Origin of the sequence: Pseudomonas sp. ML2-2023-6 (assembly GCF_037055265.1) — a bacterium.
GTDB classification, from domain to species: Bacteria; Pseudomonadota; Gammaproteobacteria; order Pseudomonadales; family Pseudomonadaceae; genus Aquipseudomonas; species Aquipseudomonas kulmbachensis.
In genome coordinates, this window is the sequence record NZ_CP146347.1 from 960,699 (window position 1) to 986,600 (window position 25,902).

A 25,902-nucleotide genomic window follows, 5' to 3' on the forward strand; every position below is an offset into this window, starting at 1 on the left:
CTGGCGGTCGCGCCCAGATTAAAACTGTCACACAGGTTTGTTAGCTTCGATGCCTTTGACGTGGAGCATAGCTGATGAAACTGACCGCCAAGTTGATCGCTGCAACCCTGTGCCTGGGCCTTACGGGCCAAGCGTTGGCCACAGAATTGAAACACTGGCCCGCTGACCAGGCCAAGCAGCTGGAGGCCATGATCGCCGCCAATGCGAACAAGGGCAACTTTGCGGTCTTTGACATGGACAACACCAGCTATCGCAACGATCTGGAAGAGGCCTTGCTGCCTTATATGGAAAACAAGGGCCTGATCACCCGCGACAGCCTCGACCCGTCACTCAAGCTGATCCCGTTCAAAGACACTGCCGAGCACAAGGAAAGCCTGTTCAGTTACTACTATCGCCTGTGCGAAGTCGACGACATGGTCTGCTATCCGTGGGTGGCCCAGGTGTTTTCCGGTTTTACCCTGCAAGAGCTCAAGGGTTATGTGGACGAGTTGATGGCGTCGGGCAAGCCAGTACCGGTCACTTACTTCGAGGGTGATGTGGTCAAGACCTCCGAGATTCAGCCGCCCAAGGTGTTTACCGGTCAGGTCGAGCTGTTCAACAAGCTGATGGAGAACGGCATCGAGGTCTACGTGATGACCGCTGCCTCGGAAGAATTGGTGCGCATGGTCGCGGCCGATCCCAAGTACGGCTACAACGTCAAACCGCAGAACGTGATTGGCGTGAGCACATTGCTCAAAGACCGTAAAACCGGTGAACTGACCACGGCGCGCAAACAGATAAGCGCCGGTACTTACAATGAAAAAGCCAACCTGGGGCTGGAACTGACGCCGTATCTATGGACCCCGGCGACTTGGATGGCGGGCAAGCAGGCGGCGATCCTGACCTATATCGATCAGTGGAAAAAACCGGTGCTGGTGGGTGGCGATACACCGTCCAGTGATGGCTACATGCTGTTCCACGGTGTAGACGTGGCCAAGGGCGGGGTGCACCTGTGGATCAACCGCAAGGACAAATACATGGCGCAGCTGGAAGGCATGATGGCCAAGAACGCGGCGGCGCAGGCCAAGGAAGGTTTGCCGGTGACGGCGGACAAGAATTGGGTGATCGTCAAGCCTGATCAGATCCAGTAATTCCTGTGGGAGCGGGCAAGCCCGCTCCCACAAGGGCAGTTATGTTGCCCATAAAAAATCCCGGCACATGGCCGGGATTTTTTTTGCTCAGCGTATTGGCTTATGGCACCAATTTGTCCAGCAGTGCTTTATCACGCACCGCGCCCTTGTCGGCGCTGGTGGCCAGCAAGGCGTAGGCCTTGAGGGCGGTGGTGACTTTGCGCGGACGCACTTCTACCGGTTTCCAGCCTTTCTTGTCTTGCGCGGCACGGCGAGCGGCCATCTCTTCGTCGCTGATCAACAGGTTGATCGAGCGGTTAGGAATGTCGATCAGCACTTTGTCGCCGTCCTGCACCAGACCAATCGCGCCGCCAGCAGCCGCTTCCGGCGAAGCATGGCCGATGGACAGGCCGGAGGTACCACCCGAGAAGCGACCATCAGTGAGCAAGGCACAAGCTTTGCCCAGGCCTTTGGATTTCAGGTAGGAAGTCGGGTAGAGCATTTCTTGCATGCCCGGGCCGCCTTTCGGGCCTTCGTAACGGATGATCACGATGTCACCGGCTTTCACTTCGTCAGCCAGAATGCCGCGTACGGCGCTGTCCTGGCTTTCGAAAATCTTGGCATTACCTTCAAACACGTGGATCGATTCGTCGACACCAGCGGTTTTGACTACGCAGCCATCCAGCGCGATGTTGCCGTACAGCACGGCCAGGCCGCCTTCTTGCGAGTAGGCATGCTCAACGCTACGGATGCAGCCGTGTTCACGGTCGTCGTCCAGGGTTTCCCAGCGGGTCGACTGGCTGAACGCGGTTTGCGTCGGGATACCGGCCGGACCGGCCTTGAAAAAGGTGTGCACGGCTTCGTCGTCAGTCTGGGTGATGTCCCATTTGGCGATGCCTTCGGCCAGGGTCTTGCTGTGTACCGTCGGCAGGTCGGTGTGCAACAAGCCGCCACGGGCCAGCGAGCCGAGGATGGAGAAAATGCCGCCAGCGCGGTGCACATCTTCCATGTGGTACTTCTGAATGTTCGGCGCCACTTTGCACAGCTGCGGCACGTGGCGGGACAGACGGTCGATGTCTTTAAGGTCGAAGTCGATTTCGGCCTCTTGGGCCGCGGCCAGCAAGTGCAGGATGGTGTTGGTCGAACCGCCCATGGCGATGTCCAGCGTCATGGCGTTTTCGAACGCCTTGAAGTTGGCGATATTGCGCGGCAATACCGACTCGTCGTTCTCGACGTAGTACTGGCGGCACAGGTCGACAATGGTGCGGCCGGCTTGGAGGAACAACTGCTCGCGGTCGCTGTGGGTCGCCAGTGCCGAGCCGTTACCCGGCAGGGCCAGGCCCAGGGCTTCGGTCAGGCAGTTCATCGAGTTGGCGGTGAACATGCCGGAGCACGAACCGCAGGTCGGGCAAGCGCTGCGCTCGTACTCGGCAACCTTCTCGTCAGAAGCGCTGGAGTCGGCGGCGATGACCATGGCGTCTACCAGGTCCAGGCCGTGGCTGGCGAGCTTGGTTTTGCCCGCTTCCATTGGCCCGCCCGAAACGAAAATCACCGGGATGTTGAGGCGCAACGAGGCCATCAGCATGCCTGGGGTGATCTTGTCGCAGTTGGAGATGCACACAATGGCGTCGGCGCAGTGGGCGTTGACCATGTACTCCACGGAGTCGGCGATGATCTCGCGGCTCGGCAGCGAATACAGCATGCCGTCATGGCCCATGGCGATGCCGTCGTCTACGGCAATGGTGTTGAATTCCTTGGCAACGCCGCCAGCGCGTTCGATCTCGCGGGCAACCAGCTGGCCCATGTCTTTCAGATGGACGTGGCCGGGTACGAACTGGGTAAAGGAGTTGGCAATGGCGATGATCGGCTTCTTGAAGTCGGCATCTTTCATCCCCGTGGCGCGCCACAAAGCGCGGGCACCGGCCATGTTGCGGCCGTGGGTGGAGGTTTTCGAACGATAGTCAGGCATGGAGCAACTCCGGGCGGCTAATCAGGTAACAAACAGGGAAGTGAGCTTCTAATGACTGACGGATCACACAGAAAATGACTACGTAACCGTTAGCTGCCGTTAACGCTGCGGGATCGCCGCGCGCCTGGGCCTGAGCTCATAAACCCGCCGGGGATGATTGGCGATGAATACGTCGATTCTACACGGCTGGCGGGCGGAGGGAATGGGCCTGTAGGTTGCTCCAGGGTTGTTTGCAGTAATGGGTATCTAGGCGTTCAAGGCTTTCAGGTTATAAAGTGCAGGAATGATTCTTGAATGGGCTCTGTGAATGCTAACCCTCAATCGTACTGTCAAAACATATCTGGCCATCGGTCTGGTGCAGGGGCTAGTGCTGTGGCTGGCGACTTCCATGGGCGATACCGGGGTGAGGTATGCGCTGATAACGGCAGTGCTGGTGGGCGGTATCAACCTGTTGCTGCTGGGCGAGAACATCCGCCAACGCGGCGTTGCATGGTTGGTGCTTGGGCTCACGGCAGTGATGGCGGCGATCAGTGGCTGGGTATTTTTGGACGGCGATGAGTATTGGCGCGCCGGTAGTTGGCTGGTGGGTAGCTGGAGCTTCTTTGGCGTAGTGATTACCTACGTGTGCACGGTGTTTATCCTGAGCTGGCCGACCCGCGAAGGGCGCTTCCCGCGCTACGAAGATCTGTTTCGCCATGCTTGGGATACCGTATTTATCGTCTTGCTGGGCGTGCTGTTGAACGCAGTGTTTTGGGCGTTGCTGTTGCTGTGGGGCGGGTTGTTCAAGATGCTCGGGATAGTGGCGCTGAACAAGCTGTTCTCAACCGACGGGTTTATATGCGTCAGCTTGGCGATGGTGTTTGCCCTGGGCGTGCATATGGGCCGTGAAAAGGATCGGGTCATCGGTCTGTTGCGCGGGATTTTGCTGGCGCTGTGCCGCTTCCTGCTGCCGTTGAGTGCGCTGATTGTCATTGTGTTCAGCTTTGCCTTGCCCTTTACCGGGCTGGAACCGATCTGGGACACCGGTTATTCGACGCCGATCATGCTGTGGCTGGTGGCGGTCAATCTGTTTTTGCTCAATGGGGTGTTTCAGGACGGGACCCAGGGCAGCGGTTATCCGACCTGGCTGGTACGGGTGATTGACCTGTGCCTGCTGTGTTTGCCGGTGCTGGTGGTATTGGCGGGGTATTCAACCTGGCTGCGCATTGAGCAGTACGGCCTGACGCCGTCGCGGGTTCTGGCCATGCTGCTGGTGTTGGTGATTTTTGTTCACAGTATGGCGGCGCTTTGGGCGGTGCTTGTTCCGCAGCCGGTCTGGCTGGGCAGGTTGCGCCTCAGCAACCCGCTGATTGCGTTGCTGTGTGTGGCGCTGTTGCTGGCGATTCATACGCCGTGGTTCAGTCCGTTACAACTGAGTGCGAACAATCAGGTACAGCGCGTGCTCAGCGGCAAGACGCCGGTAGACACCTTTGATGCAGACACATTGCGCAATCGTCTGGGGCCACAAGGTAAGCAGGCGTACGAGGCTTTATTGGCGCAAGTCGAGCAGGGGTTGGTGTTGACCGAGCCTGGACGAGAAGTGTTGTTGAGGCGTCTCAAGGAAGTGAGTACGGGCAACGGTCCTCGAGAGTCAGACCGGCTGCTGGAATGGATCGGTCCCAAGGTCGAGGGCAGCGAGCAGTTTGACGCGCAGGAAATTGGTGGGCCGTCTTGCTGGGCTCCGGGTTGCGCGCTATGGGCCGTGGATCTGGATCAGGACGGGCAGGTTGAGGTGCTGCAATTGCCCAAGAACAAATGGTCTGAGCCACTGAGCTTTTACACGCGCGACACACAAGGTAAATGGCGGCGAGCCGGTACCTATGCTGGCGATGAAAGCGCGTTAGCGCTGATTGAGCAAATACGCCAGGGCAACGTGAAAGTGGTGAAGCCACGTTATCAATCGCTGCAGATTGGCGGGGTGGAGCTGAGCCCGAAGCTGGAGAAACCTCAAAAGCCCTGAATACTCTGTAGCCGCTGCCGAGGAACGAAGGCTGCGTTCGGCGGCGCAGCCGTCGTGAAATCAGAATATGCGGTTTAGCAGCTAGACCGTGGGCTCAGATTTTACGATCGCTTCGCAATCGAACGCAGCCTCGTTCCTACGGCAGCTGCTACGGGGCGATGTCCGTCTTAGCTGTTAGGCAGCAAACGGCAAGTGATGCTCTTGATGTAGCGGGTTTCAGCGATTGCCGGGTGAACCGGATGATCCGGGCCCTGGCCGCCGCGCTCCAGCAACTGCATGTTGCGGTCCAGATGACGGGCGCTGGTCAGCAGGATGTTTTGCAGGTCGTCTTCGGGCAAGTGCATGGAGCACGAAGCGCTGACCAGAATCCCGTCCTTGTTCAGCAGGCGCATGGCTTGCTCATTCAGGCGACGGTAAGCGCCTTCGCCGTTTTTCAGGTCTTTTTTGCGTTTGATGAAGGCCGGAGGATCGGCCACGATCACGTCGAAACGCTCTTCGTTGGCTTTAAGTTCCTTGAGGGCTTCAAACACGTCGCCTTCCATGCAGGTAACTTTCTCGGCAAAGCCGTTCAGCGCAGCGTTACGCTCAACACCATCGAGGGCAAAGGAGGAGGCGTCGACGCAGAACACTTCGCTGGCACCAAACGCTGCGGCTTGAATGCCCCAGCCACCGATGTAGCTGTACAAGTCCAGTACGCGCTTGCCCTGAACGTACGGGGCCAGGCGTGCGCGGTTCATGCGGTGGTCGTAGAACCAGCCGGTTTTCTGCCCGCCAATAACTGGCGCTTCGAACTTCACGCCGTTCTCTTCCAGCGATACCCACTCCGGCACCAGGCCAAAGACGGTTTCGACATAACGCTCAAGGCCTTCGGCATCACGGGCAGCCGAATCGTTCTTGAACAAGATGCCGCTTGGCTTGATGACTTGCACCAGTGCCGCGATCACGTCGTCTTTATGCTGTTCCATGGTGGCCGAGGCCAGTTGAACCACCAGAATGTCGCCGAAACGATCAACCACCAGGCCCGGCAGCAGGTCGGAATCGCCGAATACCAAGCGGTAGTAAGGCTTGTCGAACAGGCGTTCGCGCAGGGACAGGGCCACATTCAGGCGGTGAACCAGCAGCGATTTATCCAGTGGCAGCTTGATGTCGCGCGACAGCAAACGGGCGCAGATCAGGTTGTTGGGGCTCATGGCAACGATGCCCAGCGGCTTGCCGCCGGCGGTTTCGAGTACCGCTTGGTCGCCGGCCTTAAAACCGTTAAGCGGTGTGGCGGCTACATCGATTTCGTTGCTGTAGACCCACAAGTGGCCGGCGCGCAGGCGTCGATCGGCATTGGCTTTAAGGCGCAGGCTTGGCAGGGACATGACGTCGCTCCGGGTATTGAAAAGGGCGCGATTATAGCCCTAGACATAACCTTGAGGCTTGGCTGATTCACCGCATTGCGTCGGATCACGGACCCAGCGGCTCGGATATTTCCGCTAGAATCGCCAGCTATCCCAGAGTACGGAGCCTCCATGCCTGAATTACCTGAAGTCGAAACCACCCGCCGTGGCATCGCCCCGCACCTTGAAGGGCAGCGGGTCAGTCGGGTAATTGTGCGCGAGCGGCGCCTGCGCTGGCCGATCCCCGAAGACCTTGATGTGCGCCTGTCCGGGCAACGTATTGTGCTGGTCGAACGGCGTGCCAAGTATTTGCTGATCAACGCCGAAGTCGGCACGCTAATCAGTCATTTGGGCATGTCGGGCAATTTGCGGTTGGTAGAGGCCGGATTGCCCGCCGCCAAGCACGAGCACGTGGATATCGAACTGGAGTCCGGGCTGGCCTTGCGCTACACCGACCCGCGCCGCTTTGGAGCCATGCTCTGGAGCCTGGACCCGCTGAACCACGAATTGCTGGTGCGTTTGGGGCCTGAACCACTGACGGACCTGTTTGACGGTGATCGGCTGTTCCAGCTGTCACGCAAACGCTCGATGGCGGTAAAACCGTACATCATGGACAACGCCGTGGTGGTGGGGGTAGGCAATATTTATGCGACCGAAGCGTTGTTTGCTGCCGGGATCGACCCACGTCGCGAGGCCAAGAGCATTTCGCGGGCACGCTATTTAAAGCTGGCGATCGAGATCAAGCGGATTTTGGCTGCCGCCATCGAACGTGGTGGAACCACCTTGCGCGACTTTATTGGCGGTGACGGCCAGCCCGGTTACTTCCAGCAGGAGCTGTTCGTATACGGGCGTGGTTATGAGCCGTGCAAGGTCTGTGGCACGGAGCTGCGTGACGTCAAGTTGGGCCAGCGCGCCAGCGTGTTCTGCCCGCGTTGCCAGACGTAGCCGTGACGATGCACTTGTAGATACTCTGTTCCAGGTCAGCCCCAGTGGGAGCGAGCCTGCTTGAAGTATCTCTGTAGCCGCTGTCGAGGGACGAAGGCTGCGATTAGCCACCTCGATATGACAGGTATATCGAGGGCTCAGGTTTACGACTGCTGCGCAGTCGACCGCAGCCTTCGTGCCTCATCAGCGGCTACAGGAGGTGCAAGCACGAATCAGGCCTTACCGGTAATTGCCCGGTACTTTTCCATCAGCTGTTCTTCGGTTTCCGGGTGGGCTTCATCCAGAGGGATGCAGTCGACCGGGCAAACCTGCTGGCATTGCGGTTCGTCGTAGTGGCCTACGCACTGGGTGCACAGGTTCGGGTCGATCACGTAGATCTCTTCGCCCTGGGAAATGGCGGCGTTCGGACACTCGGGTTCGCAGACGTCGCAGTTAATGCAATCGTCGGTGATGATCAGGGACATGGGTACTCCGGCCGGGGCGGTTGGCCCGGGCAACTGAAATCGAATGCGCCAATTGTGCCGCATTGGCGCCCGCAGTGCACGCGGGCGCCGCTTCAGTGGTTATTTCTTGCGAAAACGCTCGGTCAGGGCCTCGGCCACAACCGGGTGTACAAATTTGTTGATATCGCCGCCCAAGGCTGCGATTTCACGCACCAGCGTCGACGATATAAACGAATAGCGCTCTGATGGCGTGAGGAACAGACTTTCGACATCAGGGGCCAGTTGGCGATTCATGTTCGCCAGCTGGAACTCGTATTCGAAGTCCGACACGGCACGCAGGCCACGCAGAAACACATTGGCATTCTGTTCTTTGGCAAAGTGCGCGAGCAGCGTCGAGAAACCGACCACCTCAACATTGGGCAGGTGTTTGGTGACTTCACGAGCCAGCTCCACACGCTGTTCCAAAGGAAATAGCGGGTTTTTCTTGGTGCTGGCAGCGACAGCAATGATCACATGATCGAACAGGCGCGAGGCGCGTTCGACCAGATCGCCATGGCCCTTGGTAATAGGGTCGAATGTACCTGGGTACAACACTCGGTTCATCGCGTCGTCCTGGCGGGAATCCGTTGGGGAATCGGATGGTATCGCAGCATTCCCGGTCGGCCAAGTCGCCATTCGAAGAAGAAAGCACTATAGACGCGACGAATTAACTGCTTTTTCATGAATTTTTCAGGCGCTCGACCAATTGTGTCGCGAGTTTTGCCGTCAGTCCGTACACCGACAATTGTGGGTTGGCACCAATGCTGGTGGGGAATAACGAGCCGTCGTGGATCGATACGTTACGCAATTGATGATGGCGTCCGAGGCTGTCGGTGACGGCCATTTGAGAATTTTCGCCCATTGCACACCCACCCATTACATGGGCACTGGCCAAGCGTGTTCGATACAACTCAAGGCTCAAACTGTCTATCAGTTCACGGGTTGCGCTCAGGCTTTTCATGTAACGCGCATCGCAGTGCAGCGGCATGACCGCGCTGGCGCCCGCTGCAAACTGGATTTCGGCCATGCTCTGAAAAGCGCGTTTGAGTCCCTCCCAGCCATAGTCGGTGAGGTTGTAATCGAGCACCGGGCTGTCATCGCTGCGCAATTGCACATTGCCGCCGGGGCTGTCGGGATGAAACCCGTCGCGCATCAGCGCCAGCATCATGTGGGTATTAGGCAGTTGGGCCATCTGGGCGGTACTGCTTTGGCCAAAACCGGCAAACAAGGTTGCAGCTAATGCCGGGTGCAACGGTGGTACTTCGAGTTTGTAGCCCATGGGCCCTGTGGTGCCGTCTTTCCATTGAAAGTGATCGGAGTAAATCGACTGTGGCGCACCGTAAAAAGGATTAATGGCGGTAGGGAATTGCGCAGCAGAGAAGTTGACCAGATGCAGAAACGTCCGTTTGCCCAGTCGCTTGTGCGGGTCGGGCGCGTCGGAGCGCATCAGCAGGCCAGGCGTGTTGATGCCACCACCGGCCAGCACGTAATGCCGCGCCTTGACCGTTATCTTGCGGCCCGTAGGGGTTACGCAGCGGCTGTCCATGGCCTGGCATTCCAGGCCGGTAACGTGATCGCCACTGATCGATAACCGCCAGGCGCGGGCCAGATAGAGCAGCTCACCGCCTTTTTCCAGGGTTGCGGGAATGGTGGTGACCAGCATCGATTGCTTGGCGTTGGTCGGGCAGCCCATGCCGCAGTAGCCCAGGTTCCAGCAGCCGCGCACATTGCGCGGGATCACATGCCAGCTGTAGCCGAGCTTTTCGCAGCCGTTGCGGATCACTTCGTTGTTGGCATTGGGCGGGACTTGCCAGGGCGCAACACCCAAGCGCCGTTCCATCTGTTCGAACCAAGGAGCCATCTGCGCTTCGCTGTGGCCCACGACCGCGTGTTCACGGGCCCAGTGCTCCAGGGTCGGCGCCGGGGTGCGAAAACTTGAGGTCCAGTTGACCAGTGTGGTGCCACCCACCGCCCGGCCTTGCAGAATGCTGATGGCGCCGTCCTTGCTCATGCGTCCGACGCCTTCCTGGTACAGGCTGGCGTAGGCCTCGTCTTCGAGCAGTTTGAAATCGCTGCTGGTTTTAAGCGGCCCTTCTTCTATCAGCAAAACCTTGTAGCCCGCTGCGCTGAGAATTTCAGCCGTGGTGCCGCCGCCCGCGCCACTACCGACAATGGCGACGTCTGCCTCCAGTGTGAGGTCGTTCTCCAGCTGCGAGCCATCATAGGTTTTCCAGCCTCGGGCCAGGCCTTCGCGGAACGGATCGGTTACGGGCATAAAGGAGTGCTCTGGAGTGAAATTATTATTGTTGAAAAGCTCTGTTTTTGTAGCCGCTGCCGCAGGCTGCGATAAGGGCCGCAGGACCTTTGTACTAACTTGAATGCGCGGGGTCGCTACGCGGCCCATTGCAGCCTGCGGCAGCGGCTACAAGGCTCTGCTCAGATTTTTGGCGGGCCGGGATAGCCGCAGACGGCCCATGATTGCGGGCATTCGTACCAACTCATCATGACCAGTTGCACCAGCGAGCCATGGCCCATTTTCAACAGGTTCAGACTGCTGTTTTGCCAGCGCTGCAGAAAGTGCTGAATGTGTTCCGGGCTGGCGTTTTCCCATCGGCCCCAAACCCCGGTCAACGGACCGCGTGTCACGGGCATGGCCAATACGTCGAACAGTTGTTGGGTAAGGCCGAGCAGCGCAGGCGACAAGTGATTGAGGTTGTTGTCCAGTTTGTTCAGCGTGGCCTTCGCCGCGTCGGGCATTGATGCTGCGACCACGCTGCCAGCGAGCATGACCGGGATCAGTGCCCGCAAAAAAGCCAGGTCACTGCTGCGCAACACAGAAAACCCGCGAGCGCTGGCGCTGGCTGAGCAGCCGCTGAGGCTGGCAGTCAGCCCGGCAGTGGCCAGTAATGCACTGGCGCACACGCTGACCTTCAAGACCCCGCGACGTGATAGCAGGGCGCTTTCGATACTGAAATCGGGCATGGCCAAGGCTCCGCTAGCGGATAAACAGTTTTTGGATCAGCCGCACCCATTGTCGGTCGTAGGGCGGGTAGATCATCAGTGAGCTGTTCAGGCGCTGCTTGACCAATACCCCTTTGGCTTTGCTGAAGGTCAAGAAGCCTTCGTGGCCGTGGTAATGGCCCATGCCCGAGGGCCCGACGCCACCAAAGGGCAGGTCGTCGATGGCCACGTGCAGCAGCGTTTCGTTGATGCTCACACCGCCTGAGTGGGTGTGCTGGATGACGCGCTGTTGCTCGGCCTTGTTGTAGCCAAAATAATAAAGCGCCAAGGGGCGAGGTCGAGTGTTGATGTAGGCCAGCGCTTGTTCGAGATTGGTGTAGGCCACAACGGGCAACAGCGGACCGAATATTTCGTCCTGCATGACCTGCATGTCGTCGTTCACATCCAGCACCAAGGTGTGGGGCATGCGCCGTCCCTGGCCCTGTTCGTACAGCGGGATCAGGCGTGCGCCCTTGAGCGTCGCGTCGGCCTGCAGTCGTTCAAGACGCTCCAGCTGGCGTTCATTGATGATTGCGGTGTAGTCCGGGTTGTCGATAAGCGTCGGATAAAAGTTGTGCACAGCCTGGCGGTAGGCGTCGACAAAACCGTCGACCCGGTCGTGCGGCACCAACACGTAATCAGGTGCGATACAGGTTTGCCCGGCGTTCAGGGTTTTACCCCAGGCAATGCGCTGTGCGGCATCTTTGAGTGGTACATCGGCCGACACGATGGCAGGGGATTTACCACCCAGTTCCAGGGTCACAGGCGTCAGGTTTTCAGACGCGGCGCGCATCACCTGCTTGCCCACATGGGTGGAGCCGGTGAACAACAAGTGGTCAAACGCCAGGCCGGAAAACGCCACGGCGACATCGGCTTCGCCCAGGACCACGGCCACCATGTCTTCGGGGAAGATGCGCCCCAGCAAATCCTTGAGCCAGCGCCCTGTGGCCGGGGTGAACTCGCTGAGTTTGAGCATGACCCGGTTCCCGGCGGCGAGCGCGCCGACCAAAGGGCCTATCGCCAGATACAGCGGGTAGTTCCACGGCACGATAATCCCGATCACGCCGAGCGGTTGATACATGACCTTGGCGCTGGCGGGCGCAAACATCATGCCCACGCTACGTGACGTGGGTTTGATCCAGCGTTTGAGGTGTCGCAAGGTGTAATCGATGCTGTGCAGGCAAGGCATCAGTTCGGCAAACAGGGTTTCGTCGGGACTGCGGTGGCTGAAATCCTGACTGATGGCATCGATCAGGATTTCACGCTCGGCGCTTAACATCTGGCGCAGGCTTTTTAGCCATTGCTGGCGCTGGGCAAGTGGCGGGAATGGATGAGAAGTGTAGGCCAGGCGCTGTTTGTCGAGCAGGGCCTGGAGATCTCCCTGCAGGGCTGAGGTGTCGTGAACGTGAGTACTGTCGACAGACATGGTTGCTCCAGGCGGTTTTTTTATCGGTTTTTATCGTTGGAGAGCAGTAATGTTTTTAGAGCCTATGCTCTAAGTTGTCAATCGAAGGGCCTGACAGCCGTGTTGTTTATCGATTCAAGGTTAGGCCGTAAGATGCCTTTCGTTTTTAATTTAAGCCCAAGCCTATGGCCATACGACTAAAAACCAGCCAGCGCATCGCCAATAGCAGCCTGGAGCTTTTTAACCAGCTGGGCGAACGCAGTGTGAGCACCAACCACATTGCGGCTCATATGGAGATTTCGCCGGGCAATTTGTATTACCACTTCCCGAACAAGCAGGCGATTATCTCGGTCTTGTTCAGTGAGTACGAAGCGCTGGTATCGGGTTTTTTACACCCACCCGAAGGGCGTTTGCCGAGCGTGGCCGACAAGCGTCATTACCTGCAGCAACTGCTGGATGCGATGTGGCGCTACCGTTTTTTGTACCGCGACATTGAGCATTTATTGCACAGTGACTCGGAGCTGGCCATCCGCTATCGACGTTTTTCACAGCACTGCCTGGTGCAGGCGCAGGCGATCTATGCCGGGTTTGTCGAGGCCGAAATATTGCGCATGACCCCCCAGCAAATCGAATCCCTGAGCTTGAATGCGTGGATTATTCTCACCTCGTGGGTCGGTTTTTTGTGCACTACCCGTGAGAACAGTGATCAGCTCAGCGAGCAGGCGATCAAGCGTGGGGTGTATCAACTGCTGGTGCTGGAGTCGGGTTTTGTCACCGACCAGGCCCGTGAAGCGGTCGATGAGCTGATCAAGGAATATTACGTGCCTCTGGAACATGCGCTGTACGCTCAATAACTGCATTTCACCCCCTCACAGGAGTTCACTATGCCCGTTGCGCAACTGATCAGCCCGCAAGCCCTGAATGAACGTCAGGCGCTGCCCGGTCTGGTTATTCTGGATTGTCGCTTTGCCCTTGAAGACCCTGACTATGGCCGTTGCAGCTATGCCGAAGGGCATATTGCCGGCGCGCAGTTTGCCGATCTTGACCGTGACCTGAGCGGGCCAGTGATTAAAGGCGTGACTGGCCGTCATCCGCTGCCCGATCCGCAGACCTTGCTTGAGCGACTGCGCAGCTGGGGTGTGAATGCCGATAGCGATGTGGTGTTGTACGACGATGGCCCGGGCGCTTATGCCGCTCGGGCATGGTGGTTACTGACCTGGCTGGGCAAGCGTGACGGCGTGTTTATTCTGGATGGTGGGCTCAAGGCCTGGCATGGCGCGGGTTTCCCTTTGAGTCTGGATGCGGCACCGACCTTGCGTGGCACGCTGATGGGTAAACCCGACAGTCATATGTTGCTGAGTGCCGAACAATTGCAAAAACGCCTGACCAAACCGGAGTTGACCTTGATCGACGCCCGCGCTCAACCGCGCTTTCGTGGCGAGGTCGAGCCGATTGATCCGGTCGCCGGGCATATTCCGGGTGCGCAATGTGCGGCATTCAGCGAAAACCTCGACAGCAGCGGGCGCTTTCTGCCTGCCGAGCAGCTCAGGCAGCGTTTCGCCGAAAAGCTCGCGGGCCGTTCGCCCGAGGAGTTGGTGGCTTATTGCGGCTCTGGGGTGACGGCGTGCCACAACCTGTTTGCATTGGGGTTGGCGGGCTATCCATTGGGCAGGCTCTATGCCGGCTCCTGGAGTGAGTGGATCAACGATCCTGCGCGGGGCATTGCTACAGGGGATTGAGCCGTTGCCCCTACACCCTATTGGCGCTGGCCAGTCGATACGCCCCGGGGCCAACGCCGTACACCTTCTTGAATTGCCGACTCAGGTGGCTCTGGTCGGCAAACCCCAATTGCGTCGCGACCTGCAGCGGCAAGCAACCCTGTTGCAGCAAGGCCCGTGCATGGGCAATGCGTTGTTGCATCAGCCAAGTGTGCGGCGGCATGCCAGTGGCCCGTTGAAACACTCGGGCAAAGTGGAACGGTGACAGATTGACCGCCGCCGCAAGTTCTTCCAGTGATGGCGGCTGCGCCAGTCGGGCGTGGAGCAGTTCCTTGGCCTGGCGCACGGCGCGATGCTCGATCCCCGGCTTTGCCGGTAGCGGCAGGCGGGCATGACGGTTGAGCAAGGCAAGCATCATCTGGCGCCATACGGTTTGCTGGTGCAGCGCGGTTTCTGGCCCTTCGAGCAACTGATGCAACTGGAACAACCCGTGGAACAGGTCGCAGTCATACAGCAGTGTGTCGCTGAAGGTTGGCAAGTGCGTCGTGGGCAGCTCCAGTTCGTCAAGTAACTGGTGCAGTTGCGCGTTGTCCGGGTAAAACGCCCGGTAGCGCCACCCAGCATCGTGGCCTTTGTGGCCATTGTGCACTTCGTCCGGATTGATCAGAACCAGCGTGCCGGTGGCGGCCAGGTGCTCGGCGCCCCGATAGCGATACCGCTGGGCACCCGCGATGATCATGCCAATCACAAAACCATCATGAACGTGAGGTACGAAGCGGTGTTCGATGTAGCGTGCCGTGAGCAACTCGACGCCGCTCAGGGGCGGCGCTTGCCAGAAATGGATCGATTCACCCTGCGCGCCGTCCATTACGCAGACTCATGCCCAAGCGCGGCCAGCCATTGCGGAATGCGGCGTTCAAGGTAGTACGCGGGTTTGCCTGGCGAGCCCTCCAGAAACCCGACATGCCCACCCTTGGAGTGCAATTCCAGTTGGGTGCAGGCCGACAGCTCGCTGGCCTCGGGGATACTGTGCCTGAACACGAACGGATCGTCTTCGGACTGGATAATCAGCGTTGGGGTCTGGATGGCGCCCAGGAAGTAACGACTGGAGGCGCGGCGGTAGTAGTCATCGACATTGAGGTAGCCGTTAAGGGGCGCGGTCACGCGGTCATCGAATTCCCAGAAAGTGCGCATTTTGCTCAATGCTTTCACCGAGCCCAACTGGGCCAGTCTGGCCAGACCTTCGTGTTGGGAATCGAGCTGGAACCGGCGTTTCTTGTCTTTGACGTAGGCCAGCATCTCGCGCATGAAGTGCGCTTGATAGACCCTGGAAAATCCCAGGCCAATTCGGTCGGCACACTGGTCAAGCCGGAACGGCACCGATACGGCGACGGCACCTTGCAGGCCGCTGTCGGGACCGCTTTCGCCCAGATACTTGAGCAGCACATTGCCCCCAAGCGAATAGCCTGCGGCATACAACGGTGCCAGTGGATGGCTGGCGCGAAGATGTGCCACGGCCTCGGCCAGATCTTCGCTGGCACCTGAGTGGTAGCTGCGGGTCAGCAGGTTGGGTTCACCCGAACAACCCCGCCAGTTCAGCGCCACACTGGTCCAGCCACGTGCGGCGAGAGCGTTTTGCAACCCCAGTACATAGTGCGAGCCCGATGAGCCGGTCAAACCGTGCAGCACCAACACCACGGGTGCATGGGCCGATGGCGTGCCGTGCCAGTCCAGGTCGAGAAAGTCGCCATCCTTCAACCACAAGCGTTCACGCCGATGTTCAATGGCAGGTTTGGTGCGCCATAACGGTCCCCATAACGTTTGTACATGGGGGTTGCCGAGGCCCAAAGCCGGGGTGAATGGCTTGAGGGGTAGAGCATGGCTGGCTGAAAAAGGCACGGTGGTTCTCATCGGATTACAGGTACGGCGGGTTTCTAAATTGCCACATCAGAGCTTTGCACCCAAGTGCTGCGTGTTCAACTGATGGCTGACATACAAATGTTCGCCAGTATCGGATCAGGCGCTATAACCTCTGGCAGTGCCCGCGGCAGGTACTGCTTGATGTCGTCCAGTTGCGCAGTGCTCATCTGGTCGGCCATCACTTCAAGTGCGACAGCCAGGGCATGGGACAGCCCGGATTGGCCCGCAGGCTCATAGCTCGAGCCGACGCGATACCAGAGCTGCGAGTGAACCACGGCTGCGCGATGGTCTTCTGATCGTTAGAACAGGTTGGGCTTGGGAGGGCAGGTGAGGGCGTTACACAGGTATCTTGTGTACTAAGGCGCGTTTAATGAATCGTCCAAAATCTGTAGCCGCTGCCGCAGGCTGCGATTGAGCCCGTAGGGGTCGCTCTTTTTCAAAAGCGAAGGTCCTTCGGCCCTTATCGCAGCCTGCGGCAGCGGCTACAGAGTATCTACAGGTTTAGCTGTTACTGTGCGATTGCCTCGCGCTGCCACAGGGCGTAGTTCACGCCTCCGGCTTTTTGCTCGCGGTGCAGACGCCAGTTGGCGGGCAGGCCCAGTTCGGACGGGCGCAACTCGCTTTCGGTGTAAACCCAGGCGTCCTCGGCCAGCCAGCCGCGCTGCTCCAGCAGGTCGCAGGCAGGCTTGAGCAGGTCCTTGTTGAACGGCGGGTCGAGGAACACCACGTCGAAGGTGTCACTCGGGGTCGCGTCCAGGTAGCGCAGGGCGTCGGTTTGCTGCACTTCGCCAACAGTGCAACGCAAGATGCCCATGTTCTCGCGAATGTTGGAGATCGCATCGCGGTTGCTGTCCAGCGCCACGCCTTTGGCCGCGCCGCGGGACATGGCTTCGAGGAACAGCGCGCCGCTACCGGCGAATACGTCCAGTACTTTGGCGCCGCCGATATGCGGGGCCAACCAGTTGAACAGGGTTTCACGCACGCGATCCGGCGTAGGGCGCAGGCCCTCTACATGGGGGAAGTCCAGCTTGCGGCTGCGCCATTCCCCGCCGATGATGCGTAACTGACCCGCACCCGAGTGCGATGTGTTTTTTGGCTTTGCCATTAATGCTCCGGAACCCCAAGAGGTTGCTCTGAAGGTTTGTCGGTAGGAGGTGGCAGTGGTTTTTGCGGCACGGTAGGGCCGGCGGTCACTACGACCATTTTGTCGGCGCTCAGGTGCTTGTTCATGGCGTCCTTGACCTGCTCGGTGGTCAGGTCCTGGGACTTCTGCATGAAGGTTTCCAGATAGTCCAAAGGCAAATCATAGAAGCCCATTGCGCCCAGTTGGCCGACGATGGCCGCGTTGCTGGCAGTGGACAGCGGGAAGCTGCCCGCCAATTCACGCTTGGCATCGTCGAGTTCTTTTTGCGTCGGACCGTTTTTCAGGTAGTCAGCCAAAATGTCTTGCACCAGTTTGAGCGTGCCTTCGCTCAATTCGGCACGTGTTTGCAGGTTGATCAGAAACGGACCACGGGCCTGCATGGGTGTGAAGCTGGAGTATACGCCGTAAGTCAGACCGCGTTTTTCACGGACTTCAGTCATTAGGCGTGTACCGAAACCGCCACCACCGAGGATGCTGTTACCCAGTGCGAGCGCGGCGTAGTCCGGATCAGCACGGTCTATACCCAGCTGAGACAGCAGCAGGTGGGTTTGCTTGGACGGGAACTCGATATGAGTCTGGCCCGCTTTTGGTTCGCCAGGCTGCAGAGTCTTGGTGACGGCCGGGCCTTTTGGCAGGGCGGCAGAGACCTGGGCCGCGATGGCTTCGGCTTCAGCGCGAGACAAGTCGCCAACAATCGCGATCACCGCGTTGCCTGCTGTGTAAGCCTTGTTGTGGAAGGCCTTGAGCTGGTCGATGGTAATTGAAGAGATGCTTTGGGCATTACCATCGCTGGCGTGGGCGTACGGGTGGTCGCCGTACAGGTGCTTGAACAGCTCGATGCTGGCCAGTTTGCCGGGGTTTTGCTTCTGGAATTCAAAGCTGGCCAGCAACTGGTTTTTGATCCGATCCAATGAGTCGGCCGGGAACGCAGGCTTGCCCACAACCTCAGAGAACAGATTGAGCGCCGGGGTGCGTTTGTCGGCGTCACTCAGGCTGCGCAACGAAACTATGGCCATATCGCGATAAGCACCATTGCCGAATTCCGCGCCCAGGCCTTCAAAACCCTGGGCGATGGCGCCGACATCCTTGCCGGCCACGCCTTCATTGAGCATGGCATTGGTTAGCAGGGCCAGGCCGGGGGTGGAGTCGTCTTGGCTGCTGCCTGCTGCGAAGGTCAGTTGCAGGTCGAACATCGGCAGTTGCCTGGCTTCGACAAACAGTACTTTGGAGCCTTCGGCGGTTTTCCAGGTCTGTACGTCCAGCTCACGATGGCTGGGCGCCTTGCCGTCGAGTTCGGCCAAGGATTGCAGCTTGTGCTCGGTCTTGGCCTTATCCAGCGCCTGGCTGGCAACCGACTGGTCGGGGTTGGCGAAAAAGTAGCCGAGTGCGCCAACCAGTACGACGGCGCTCAGACCGAGCAGTGCGTAGCGGGAACCTTTACGCTCACTCATGGGTTTTCTCCTCGGGCAGTACATGCGCAACGCTGAGACGGTCGCGAGTGAAATAGGTGCGGGCCGCTTGCTGGATATCAGCTGGAGTGACCTTTTGCAGATCAGCCAGCTCGGAGTCCATCAGCTTCCAGGACAGGCCGACGGTTTCCAGTTGGCCAATCGAGGTGGCCTGGCTGGTGATCGAGTCACGCTCGTAAACCAGACCGGCAATCACTTGGGCGCGCACGCGCTCCAGTTCTTCAGTGGTAGGCGGGGTCTTTTTCAGGTCGTCGAGCAAGCGCCACAAACCGGCTTCGGTCTGTGCCAACGTGACTTTTTTCTGACTGTTGGGCATCGCCGAAAGCATGAACAGGCTGTCGCCACGGGTGAACGCGTTGTAGCTGGACGATGCGCCGGAGACCAGTTCTTCGCCGCGTTCCAGTTGGGTTGGCATGCGCGCGCTGTAGCCGCCGTCCAGCAGCGCAGAAATCAGGCGCAGGGCGTTAGCGGTAACCGGGTCTTTGGCGGTGGCAATACTTGGCACGTTAAAGCCCAGCATCAGGCTTGGCAGTTGGGTCTGTACGTAAATCTTGAGCAGGCGCTCACCAGGGGTCGGCAGCTCCAGCGGGATTTTGGCAACCGGGATCTCGCGTTTCGCAACCGGGCCAAAGTAGCGCTGGGCCAGGGCTTTGACTTCGTCCGGGGTTACGTCACCGACCACTACCAGCGTGGCGTTATTGGGCGCATACCACTCTTCGTACCAGTCGCGCAGTTCGCCAACGCTCATGCGCTCAAGGTCGACCATCCAGCCGATGGTCGGGGTGTGGTAGCCGCTGGAAGGGTAGGCCATTGCGCTGAACAGCTCGTAGGCTTTGCTCATGGGCTGGTCGTCGGTGCGCAGGCGGCGCTCTTCCTTGATGACTTCGATTTCGCGCTTGAACTCTTCAGGCGGCAGGCGAAGGCTGGCCATGCGGTCGGCTTCAAGTTCGAAGGCAACGCCCAGGCGGTCGCGGGCCAGTACCTGGTAATAAGCGGTGTAGTCGTCGCTGGTGAAGGCGTTTTCCTGTGCGCCAAGGTCGCGCAGGATCAGAGAGGCTTCACCGGGCCCGACCTTGTTGCTGCCTTTGAACATCATGTGTTCAAGGGCGTGGGACAGGCCGGTCTTGCCGGGCGTCTCGTAACTTGAGCCGACTTTGTACCAGACCTGGGATACCACCACGGGTGCACGGTGGTCTTCACGCACGATGACTTTCAGGCCATTGTCCAGGCGGAACTCGTGGGTAGGCTGTGGTTCGGCCGCCAGGGCCGAAAGCGGGACTAAAACTGTGCTGAGCAACAGGCCAGCAGCGCGGCGGGCTAGAGCGTTCATTCGTTTTTAAACCTGTTGGGCTGCCCGCTTGGCCTTAGCGTCTGCGGGTGAGGAGGTGCTAGGATACTGATCCGTTTTACTGGCGGCCACGCCTATCAGGCCTTTGACGATCAGACGAAGTTTGATCGGGCAGTATAGAAGCCCGCTTGGAAGTGTGGATGTATCACGGTAAATTTCGCTTTTTTGCCGATTTTCCCGTTCCAGACCCGAGTTAATACGAAGTTCACGAGGTGTGTTTTACCCTCGGATCACAGTTGCGTGCGAACAAGCTGACAAAATTGCAGTCTGTTTCACACCGAATATTATTTGCCGGGGCGCCACAGTGGCGCGTCGCTACGATGAGATAGCCGTCCTCCATGTTTGGTTCCAACGACGACAAGAAGAACCCAGCTGCGGCTGGCGAAAAAAAAGGCCTGTTCGGATGGCTGCGCAGAAAGCCGCAGGAAACCGTCGTGGAACAACCCGCGCCTGCTCCCGAGATCACCCCTGAGCCGTTGATCGAGGCCACGCCAGTGGTCGTCGAGGCAACCCCTGAAGTGGTAGTGGTGACGGCAGCGCCTGTTGTTGAGCTGGCCCCTGTCCCACAGATCGTTCCTGAGCCGGCGCCATGGCCGTCCTTGCCCGTTGCCGAAGAGCCGGTGGCGCTGGTCGAGGATGTGCAAGCGCCGCATATCGTGCCGCCGATCCCTGAGCCTGTGGTTGAAGTGCTTGAGGTGGTCGAGACTTTTGTAGAACCAGAACCAGAACCAGAACCAGAACCAGAACCAGAACCAGAACCAGAACCAGAACCAGTTGCCGTCGTAGCGCCGGTGGTCGTGCCTGTGCCTGTTCCGGTAGTGGCTGCACCTGTACCTGTGGTTGAAGCCCCCGCCCCCGCCCCCGCTCCGGTAGTTGCGGCTGAGCCCAAGACCGGCTTCTTTGCCCGTCTCAAGCAGGGTCTGTCCAAAACCAGCGCCAGTATCGGCGAAGGTATGGCCAGCCTGTTTCTGGGCAAAAAGGTTATCGATGACGATCTGCTTGAAGAGATCGAAACCCGCTTGCTGACCGCCGATGTGGGTGTTGAAGCAACGTCGGTGATCATTAAAAACCTGACGCAGAAAGTCGCCCGCAAGCAATTGACCGATGCCGACGCGCTGTACAAGTCATTGCAGGATGAGTTGGCAGCCATGCTCAAGCCGGTTGAGCAGCCGCTGAAAATCGAATCCAGGAACAAGCCTTTCGTGATTCTGGTGGTGGGCGTCAACGGTGCGGGCAAAACCACCACCATTGGCAAATTGGCTAAAAAGCTGCAGCTCGAAGGCAAGAAAGTCATGCTGGCGGCCGGTGATACCTTCCGCGCAGCCGCCGTCGAGCAGTTGCAGGTGTGGGGTGAGCGCAACAACATTCCGGTGATTGCCCAGCACACGGGTGCTGACTCGGCTTCGGTGATCTTTGACGCCGTGCAAGCAGCCAAGGCCCGTGGCATCGACGTTTTGATCGCGGATACTGCCGGGCGCCTGCATACCAAAGACAACCTGATGGAAGAGCTGAAGAAAGTTCGCCGGGTTATCGGCAAGCTCGACGAAGACGCCCCGCACGAAGTGCTGCTGGTGCTGGATGCCGGTACAGGGCAGAACGCTATTAGCCAGACCAAACAGTTTGACCAGACCGTTGCTCTTACCGGCCTGGCGTTGACCAAGCTGGATGGCACGGCCAAAGGCGGGGTCATTTTTGCCCTGGCCAAGCAATTCAATATCCCTATTCGCTTTATCGGTGTGGGTGAAGGCATCGATGATTTGCGTGATTTTGAATCCGAACCCTTTGTCCAGGCTCTATTTGCGGAGCGGGAGCGTCCATGATTCGTTTCGAGCAGGTCGGTAAGCGCTATCCAAATGGACACGTGGGCCTGCACGAGCTGAGCTTTCGGGTCCGTCGAGGTGAATTCCTCTTTGTGACCGGCCACTCCGGCGCAGGCAAAAGCACGCTGTTGCGCCTGTTGCTGGCAATGGAACGCCCGACCACCGGCAAATTGCTGCTGGCGGGGCAGGACCTGGGGCAGATCAGCAACGCGCAGATTCCTTTTTTGCGTCGCCAGATCGGCGTGGTGTTCCAGAACCACCAGTTACTGTTTGATCGCACGGTATTCAACAACGTTGCCTTGCCCCTGCAAATCCTCGGGTTGTCCAAGGCCGAGATCGCCAAGCGCGTTGACTCGGCACTGGAGCGCGTGGCGTTGTCGGATAAAACCGATCTGTACCCCGGAGACTTGTCCACGGGCCAACAGCAACGTGTCGGTATTGCCCGCGCCATCGTCCATCGTCCGGCCTTGCTGCTGGCCGATGAACCCACCGGTAACCTCGATCCGCGTTTGGCGGCGGAAATCATGGGCGTATTTGAAGACATCAACCGTTTGGGCACCAGCGTACTGATTGCCAGCCATGACCTGGCGCTGATCGCGCGTATGCGCCATCGCATGCTCACCTTGCAGCGCGGGCGATTGATTGGCGACGGGGAGGCTGCTGTATGAGTGCGACCCGCAGCTCCAAAGTGTCCGAACGCGTAGCGCCCAAGGCCGCCGACCCGCAGCCGCCGAAGAAAAAACACGATGATGACGATGGTCCGACCTTCGCCATGCTGTTTCACGCCTGGGTTGAGGCCCACCGTGCGAGTTTGCTCGACAGCCTCAAACGCCTTGGCAAGCAGCCAATTGGCAGCTTTTTTACCTGTCTGGTAATGGCCGTTGCGCTGAGCTTGCCCATGGGCTTGTCGTTGTTGCTGAACAATGTCGAGCGTCTGGGCGGTTCCTGGCAGCGTGCGGCGCAGATTTCGTTGTATTTGCAGATGGATGCCAGCAGTGAGCAGGGTGAAAAACTCAGCGATCAGATAAAAGGTATGGCGGGGGTGGCTGACGCCGAATTTATCAGCCGCGAAAAGGCCCTCGAAGAGTTCCAGCAGCAGTCAGGGCTGGGCGAAGCGCTGAAAGAGTTGCCTGATAACCCGTTGCCCGGTGTGGTGCTGGTGACCCCGGCCGAAGTCGATAAAGCCACCCTTGAAGCCCTTCGCGAGCGTCTTGCGCAGTTGCCGAAGGTGCAACAGGCGCAACTTGATCTAGTCTGGGTCGAGCGTTTGGCGGCCATCCTGAAGTTGGGTGATCGCTTTGTGTTTGGCTTGACGGTATTGCTGGTATCGGCTTTGCTGCTGGTTATCGGTAATACGATTCGTTTGCATATCGAGAATCGCCGTATCGAAATCGAAGTCATCAAGCTGGTTGGTGGTACTGACAGCTATGTACGCAGGCCATTTCTTTATATGGGTGCGCTTTATGGCTTTGGTGCGGGAGTATTGTCCTGGGGCGTATTGGCATTCGGCTTGGACTGGTTAAATGACGCGGTGGTAGGGTTGGCTGGCTTGTACGGCAGCAATTTTGCTTTGGCGGGTGTGCCGGTAGCCGATGGTCTGTCTCTCTTGCTTGGCGCGGTGCTGTTAGGGTATATCGGTGCATGGATTGCAGTAGCGCGTCACTTACGTGAGCTTTCGCCCAAGTAGTTCCTTTTACACCTGTTGACCTTTTCAGCTTTTTTTGGGAACTTTTTTCTGAATTCCCGGTCAACTTTCGCAGTGCTGAACTGCACGAGTTATGTAAGACGGAGGTTTTTTCGTATGACCACTTCTTTGCAACCTGCGTATGCGTTGGTCCCTGGTGCGAACCTTGAGGCCTATGTAAACACGGTGAACAGCATTCCATTGCTGACACCGGAGCAGGAGCGTGAACTGGCCGAGAGTCTCTACTATGAGCAGGATTTGGGGGCGGCTCGGCAGATGGTGCTCGCCCACCTGCGTTTTGTTGTACACATTGCCCGTAGTTATTCGGGTTATGGCCTGGCTCAGGCTGACCTGATCCAGGAAGGCAACGTCGGCCTGATGAAGGCGGTCAAACGCTTCAACCCTGAAATGGGCGTGCGTCTGGTTTCGTTCGCCGTTCACTGGATCAAGGCAGAGATCCACGAGTTTATTTTGCGTAACTGGCGGATCGTGAAAGTCGCGACCACCAAGGCTCAGCGCAAACTGTTCTTCAACCTGCGCAGCCAGAAAAAACGTTTGGCCTGGCTGAACAACGACGAAGTTCATCGTGTGGCTGAAAGCCTCGGCGTAGAGCCTCGTGAAGTCCGTGAGATGGAAAGCCGCCTGACCGGTCACGACATGGCGTTCGATCCGGCGGCCGAAGCTGACGACGACAGTGCGTTCCAGTCGCCAGCCAACTACCTGGAAGACCACCGGTACGACCCGGCGCGCCAATTGGAAGATGCTGACTGGACCGATAACTCCACCAGCAACCTGCATGAAGCGCTGGAAGTACTGGACGACCGCAGCCGTGACATTCTGTATCAGCGCTGGTTGGCTGAAGAAAAAGCCACGCTGCACGACCTGGCACAGAAGTACAACGTGTCTGCAGAGCGTATTCGTCAGCTGGAAAAAAGCGCGATGAACAAGCTCAAACTGTCGATTGCCGCCTAACACGGCCCGACAATAAAACGCCCCGATCTGATCGGGGCGTTTTTGTTTGTGCGGCGAGCTCACAAAAAACTGGCAGCTTCAATCAGCCCATGGCGCCTTACGCGAGGTGTTCAGGCCGTCGAGGTAGCTGTCCCCGCCCAACTGACTCATTTGCTGGCGAATCCAGCCTGCGCGACGACTCACGTATGAGCTGGGATGGCTGGCGCTCCAGTTCAGCGGGCTGGGTAGCACCGCAGCCAGATAACTGGCCTGCTGGCGCGAAAGGTTCTTGGCGCTTACACCAAAGTGATGCTGAGCCGCCGCTTCGGCCCCAAACACCCCTTCATCCCACTCCGCGCTATTGAGGTACACCTCAAGAATCCGCTGCTTGGGCCAGAGCACTTCAATCAGCCCGGTAAACCAGGCTTCCAGGCCTTTGCGCAACCAGCTGCGGCCAGACCATAAAAACAGGTTCTTCGACACTTGCTGGCTCAGCGTACTGGCGCCGCGCAACGTGCCGCCCTGCTCGTTGTGTACCAGCGCGGCCCGGATCGCTCCAAAGTCAAAACCCCAATGCTCGGGGAACTTTTGATCTTCGCCAGCCATGACTGCCACTTTGAGGTCGTTGGAAATTTCATTCCAGGGACGCCAGCTGCGTTGCAGGTCAATGGGGTCGCCGTCGAACCACGACTCGACCTTGCGCTCCACCATCAGCGCCGTGCCGGGGGGTGGCACCCAGCGAAAAATCAGCACCAGTAATGCGCTGCCCACTGCGAACCAGAGCAGGGCTTTAAGAATGCGATGAACAAGAAAACGCAGCATAGATGGCTTGGCCGAACCCGTTGAGCGGGCCATTATACAGACCCTGCGCCATTCGATGATCCTGACTGGAGTTACCTCATGCTGCGCGTTTTTTTGATGCTGGCCGCGTTCTTCGGCTTTACCGGTGTTGCGCTGGGCGCATTCGCCGCCCACGGCCTGAAAGGTCGCTTGAGTGAACAGTACCTGGCTATTTTTCATACAGGCGTGACTTACCAACTGGTGCACACCCTGGCTCTGTTCGGTGTGGCCCTACTGGCCACTCATCTTCCAGGGCGTTTGGTGACCTGGGCCGGTGTCTGTTTCGCCCTTGGCATCGTGCTGTTTTCCGGCAGTTTGTACCTGCTGACCATGACCGGTATCAGCAAGCTGGGGATCATCACGCCCTTTGGTGGTCTGGCATTTTTGGCCGGCTGGCTGTGTTTGGGCCTGGCCGCCTGGCGCCTGAGCTAAGCCCGCAAGATGAATGGCTTGGGTCGACCTGACTGATCGGGATAGAATGCTGGCCCCTTAAAATGAAGGCAGCGTCGCGCATGCTCATTCAGTTGAACGGTGAATCCTTTGAACTACCGGACGGCGAGACCGTTGCGGACCTGCTGGCACGTCAGGAGCTGACCGGCCGCAGGGTCGCGGTCGAGCTTAACCTGGACATCGTCCCGCGCAGCCAGCATGCAGAGACGGTACTCAAGGCAGGCGATCAGGTCGAAGTGGTGCACGCCATCGGTGGTGGCTAGGTTT

General features: G+C 58.6%; 24 protein-coding genes and 1 pseudogene. 11 read left to right on the top strand and 14 right to left on the bottom strand.

From position 1 onward, the window contains the following. Positions 1-74: 74 nt before the first annotated feature. Entirely contained in the window at positions 75-1,130 is a 1,056-nt protein-coding gene (locus V6L79_RS04395; RefSeq protein ID WP_261740543.1) for a haloacid dehalogenase-like hydrolase, read from the top strand. Positions 1,131-1,230: 100 nt separating this feature from the next. Here the strand turns inward: V6L79_RS04395 and ilvD are convergent, their stop codons facing one another. After that, a complete protein-coding gene (gene ilvD / locus V6L79_RS04400) occupies positions 1,231-3,078 on the bottom strand; it encodes a dihydroxy-acid dehydratase (protein ID WP_261740544.1) in 1,848 nt (615 codons plus the stop codon). 307 nt (positions 3,079-3,385) lie between these two features. Here ilvD and V6L79_RS04405 point away from each other — a divergent pair, with 307 nt between their 5' ends. After that, positions 3,386-5,077 carry a DUF4153 domain-containing protein gene (locus V6L79_RS04405; RefSeq protein ID WP_261740545.1) on the top strand — a complete coding sequence of 564 codons (1,692 nt, stop codon included), beginning with the start codon at positions 3,386-3,388 and terminating at the stop codon, positions 5,075-5,077. A gap of 167 nt (positions 5,078-5,244) precedes the next feature. On the opposite strand, the gene V6L79_RS04410 is transcribed toward V6L79_RS04405, so the two are convergent. Further along, positions 5,245-6,441, bottom strand: a complete 1,197-nt coding sequence (locus V6L79_RS04410) for a class I SAM-dependent rRNA methyltransferase (RefSeq protein ID WP_261740546.1) — start codon at positions 6,439-6,441, stop codon at positions 5,245-5,247. Positions 6,442-6,591: 150 nt separating this feature from the next. Here V6L79_RS04410 and mutM point away from each other — a divergent pair, with 150 nt between their 5' ends. After that, on the top strand, positions 6,592-7,404 hold the full coding sequence (mutM, locus tag V6L79_RS04415; RefSeq protein WP_321835391.1) for a bifunctional DNA-formamidopyrimidine glycosylase/DNA-(apurinic or apyrimidinic site) lyase: 813 nt from the start codon (positions 6,592-6,594) through the stop codon (positions 7,402-7,404). A 212-nt stretch (positions 7,405-7,616) separates the two neighbouring features. Here mutM and V6L79_RS04420 read toward each other — a convergent pair whose 3' ends face one another. The 5 genes from V6L79_RS04420 to V6L79_RS04440 form a co-directional block, all read right to left on the bottom strand. After that, on the bottom strand, positions 7,617-7,868 hold the full coding sequence (locus V6L79_RS04420; protein WP_016782613.1) for a YfhL family 4Fe-4S dicluster ferredoxin: 252 nt from the start codon (positions 7,866-7,868) through the stop codon (positions 7,617-7,619). A 99-nt stretch (positions 7,869-7,967) separates the two neighbouring features. Continuing rightward, entirely contained in the window at positions 7,968-8,450 is a 483-nt protein-coding gene (coaD, locus tag V6L79_RS04425; RefSeq protein WP_048361282.1) for a pantetheine-phosphate adenylyltransferase, read from the bottom strand. A gap of 115 nt (positions 8,451-8,565) precedes the next feature. Next, positions 8,566-10,161 (bottom strand): GMC family oxidoreductase, encoded by a 1,596-nt coding sequence (locus V6L79_RS04430; RefSeq protein WP_338579870.1) that lies wholly within the window; start codon positions 10,159-10,161, stop codon positions 8,566-8,568. Positions 10,162-10,322: 161 nt separating this feature from the next. After that, entirely contained in the window at positions 10,323-10,868 is a 546-nt protein-coding gene (locus tag V6L79_RS04435; protein ID WP_261740549.1) for a twin-arginine translocation pathway signal protein, read from the bottom strand. Positions 10,869-10,881: 13 nt separating this feature from the next. Next, positions 10,882-12,312, bottom strand: coding sequence for a coniferyl aldehyde dehydrogenase (locus tag V6L79_RS04440; RefSeq protein WP_261740550.1), 1,431 nt, complete (start codon positions 12,310-12,312; stop codon positions 10,882-10,884). 164 nt (positions 12,313-12,476) lie between these two features. Between V6L79_RS04440 and V6L79_RS04445 the strand changes: the two genes are divergently transcribed. Both V6L79_RS04445 and V6L79_RS04450 read left to right on the top strand, forming a co-directional pair. Further along, complete coding sequence (locus V6L79_RS04445; protein ID WP_261740551.1) at positions 12,477-13,145, top strand: TetR/AcrR family transcriptional regulator; 669 nt, start codon at positions 12,477-12,479, stop codon at positions 13,143-13,145. 30 nt (positions 13,146-13,175) lie between these two features. After that, positions 13,176-14,030, top strand: coding sequence for a sulfurtransferase (locus V6L79_RS04450; RefSeq protein ID WP_261740552.1), 855 nt, complete (start codon positions 13,176-13,178; stop codon positions 14,028-14,030). 10 nt (positions 14,031-14,040) lie between these two features. Here V6L79_RS04450 and V6L79_RS04455 read toward each other — a convergent pair whose 3' ends face one another. From V6L79_RS04455 to V6L79_RS04480, 6 genes and pseudogenes are all read right to left on the bottom strand, one after another. Continuing rightward, positions 14,041-14,877 (bottom strand): AraC family transcriptional regulator, encoded by an 837-nt coding sequence (locus V6L79_RS04455; protein ID WP_261740553.1) that lies wholly within the window; start codon positions 14,875-14,877, stop codon positions 14,041-14,043. Continuing rightward, the gene (locus V6L79_RS04460) at positions 14,877-15,920 is read right to left on the bottom strand and encodes a hydrolase (RefSeq protein WP_261740554.1); all 1,044 of its coding nucleotides are present in this window, start codon (positions 15,918-15,920) and stop codon (positions 14,877-14,879) included. Before V6L79_RS04460 ends, V6L79_RS04455 begins: the two co-directional genes overlap by 1 nt. Positions 15,921-16,126: 206 nt before the next feature. Then, positions 16,127-16,222, bottom strand: a pseudogene (locus V6L79_RS04465) (hypothetical protein); the annotation flags it as partial. Between the two features lie 215 nt (positions 16,223-16,437). After that, a complete protein-coding gene (gene rsmD / locus V6L79_RS04470; protein WP_261740555.1) occupies positions 16,438-17,034 on the bottom strand; it encodes a 16S rRNA (guanine(966)-N(2))-methyltransferase RsmD in 597 nt (198 codons plus the stop codon). Continuing rightward, positions 17,034-18,524, bottom strand: coding sequence for a pitrilysin family protein (locus V6L79_RS04475; RefSeq protein WP_261740556.1), 1,491 nt, complete (start codon positions 18,522-18,524; stop codon positions 17,034-17,036). The genes rsmD and V6L79_RS04475 overlap by 1 nt, the downstream gene beginning before the upstream one ends. Then, a complete protein-coding gene (locus tag V6L79_RS04480; protein WP_338579871.1) occupies positions 18,517-19,872 on the bottom strand; it encodes a pitrilysin family protein in 1,356 nt (451 codons plus the stop codon). The genes V6L79_RS04475 and V6L79_RS04480 overlap by 8 nt, the downstream gene beginning before the upstream one ends. A 356-nt stretch (positions 19,873-20,228) precedes the next feature. On the opposite strand from V6L79_RS04480, the gene ftsY reads away from it, so the two are divergent. The 4 genes from ftsY (at position 20,229) to rpoH (ending at position 24,366) form a co-directional block, all read left to right on the top strand. Continuing rightward, positions 20,229-21,710 carry a signal recognition particle-docking protein FtsY gene (gene ftsY / locus V6L79_RS04485; RefSeq protein WP_338579872.1) on the top strand — a complete coding sequence of 494 codons (1,482 nt, stop codon included), beginning with the start codon at positions 20,229-20,231 and terminating at the stop codon, positions 21,708-21,710. After that, positions 21,707-22,378 (top strand): cell division ATP-binding protein FtsE, encoded by a 672-nt coding sequence (ftsE, locus tag V6L79_RS04490; RefSeq protein WP_261740559.1) that lies wholly within the window; start codon positions 21,707-21,709, stop codon positions 22,376-22,378. The genes ftsY and ftsE overlap by 4 nt, the downstream gene beginning before the upstream one ends. Then, positions 22,375-23,397, top strand: a complete 1,023-nt coding sequence (gene ftsX, locus V6L79_RS04495) for a permease-like cell division protein FtsX (RefSeq protein ID WP_261740560.1) — start codon at positions 22,375-22,377, stop codon at positions 23,395-23,397. Before ftsE ends, ftsX begins: the two co-directional genes overlap by 4 nt. Positions 23,398-23,511: 114 nt before the next feature. Further along, positions 23,512-24,366, top strand: a complete 855-nt coding sequence (rpoH, locus tag V6L79_RS04500; RefSeq protein WP_004419731.1) for an RNA polymerase sigma factor RpoH — start codon at positions 23,512-23,514, stop codon at positions 24,364-24,366. Between the two features lie 78 nt (positions 24,367-24,444). On the opposite strand, the gene mtgA is transcribed toward rpoH, so the two are convergent. Continuing rightward, positions 24,445-25,200 (bottom strand): monofunctional biosynthetic peptidoglycan transglycosylase, encoded by a 756-nt coding sequence (gene mtgA / locus V6L79_RS04505; RefSeq protein WP_405046609.1) that lies wholly within the window; start codon positions 25,198-25,200, stop codon positions 24,445-24,447. Between the two features lie 45 nt (positions 25,201-25,245). Between mtgA and V6L79_RS04510 the strand changes: the two genes are divergently transcribed. Both V6L79_RS04510 and thiS read left to right on the top strand, forming a co-directional pair. After that, the gene (locus V6L79_RS04510) at positions 25,246-25,617 is read left to right on the top strand and encodes a DUF423 domain-containing protein (RefSeq protein WP_261740561.1); all 372 of its coding nucleotides are present in this window, start codon (positions 25,246-25,248) and stop codon (positions 25,615-25,617) included. Positions 25,618-25,697: 80 nt separating this feature from the next. Further along, positions 25,698-25,898 (top strand): sulfur carrier protein ThiS, encoded by a 201-nt coding sequence (gene thiS, locus V6L79_RS04515; RefSeq protein ID WP_016782550.1) that lies wholly within the window; start codon positions 25,698-25,700, stop codon positions 25,896-25,898. Positions 25,899-25,902 lie beyond the last annotated feature (4 nt).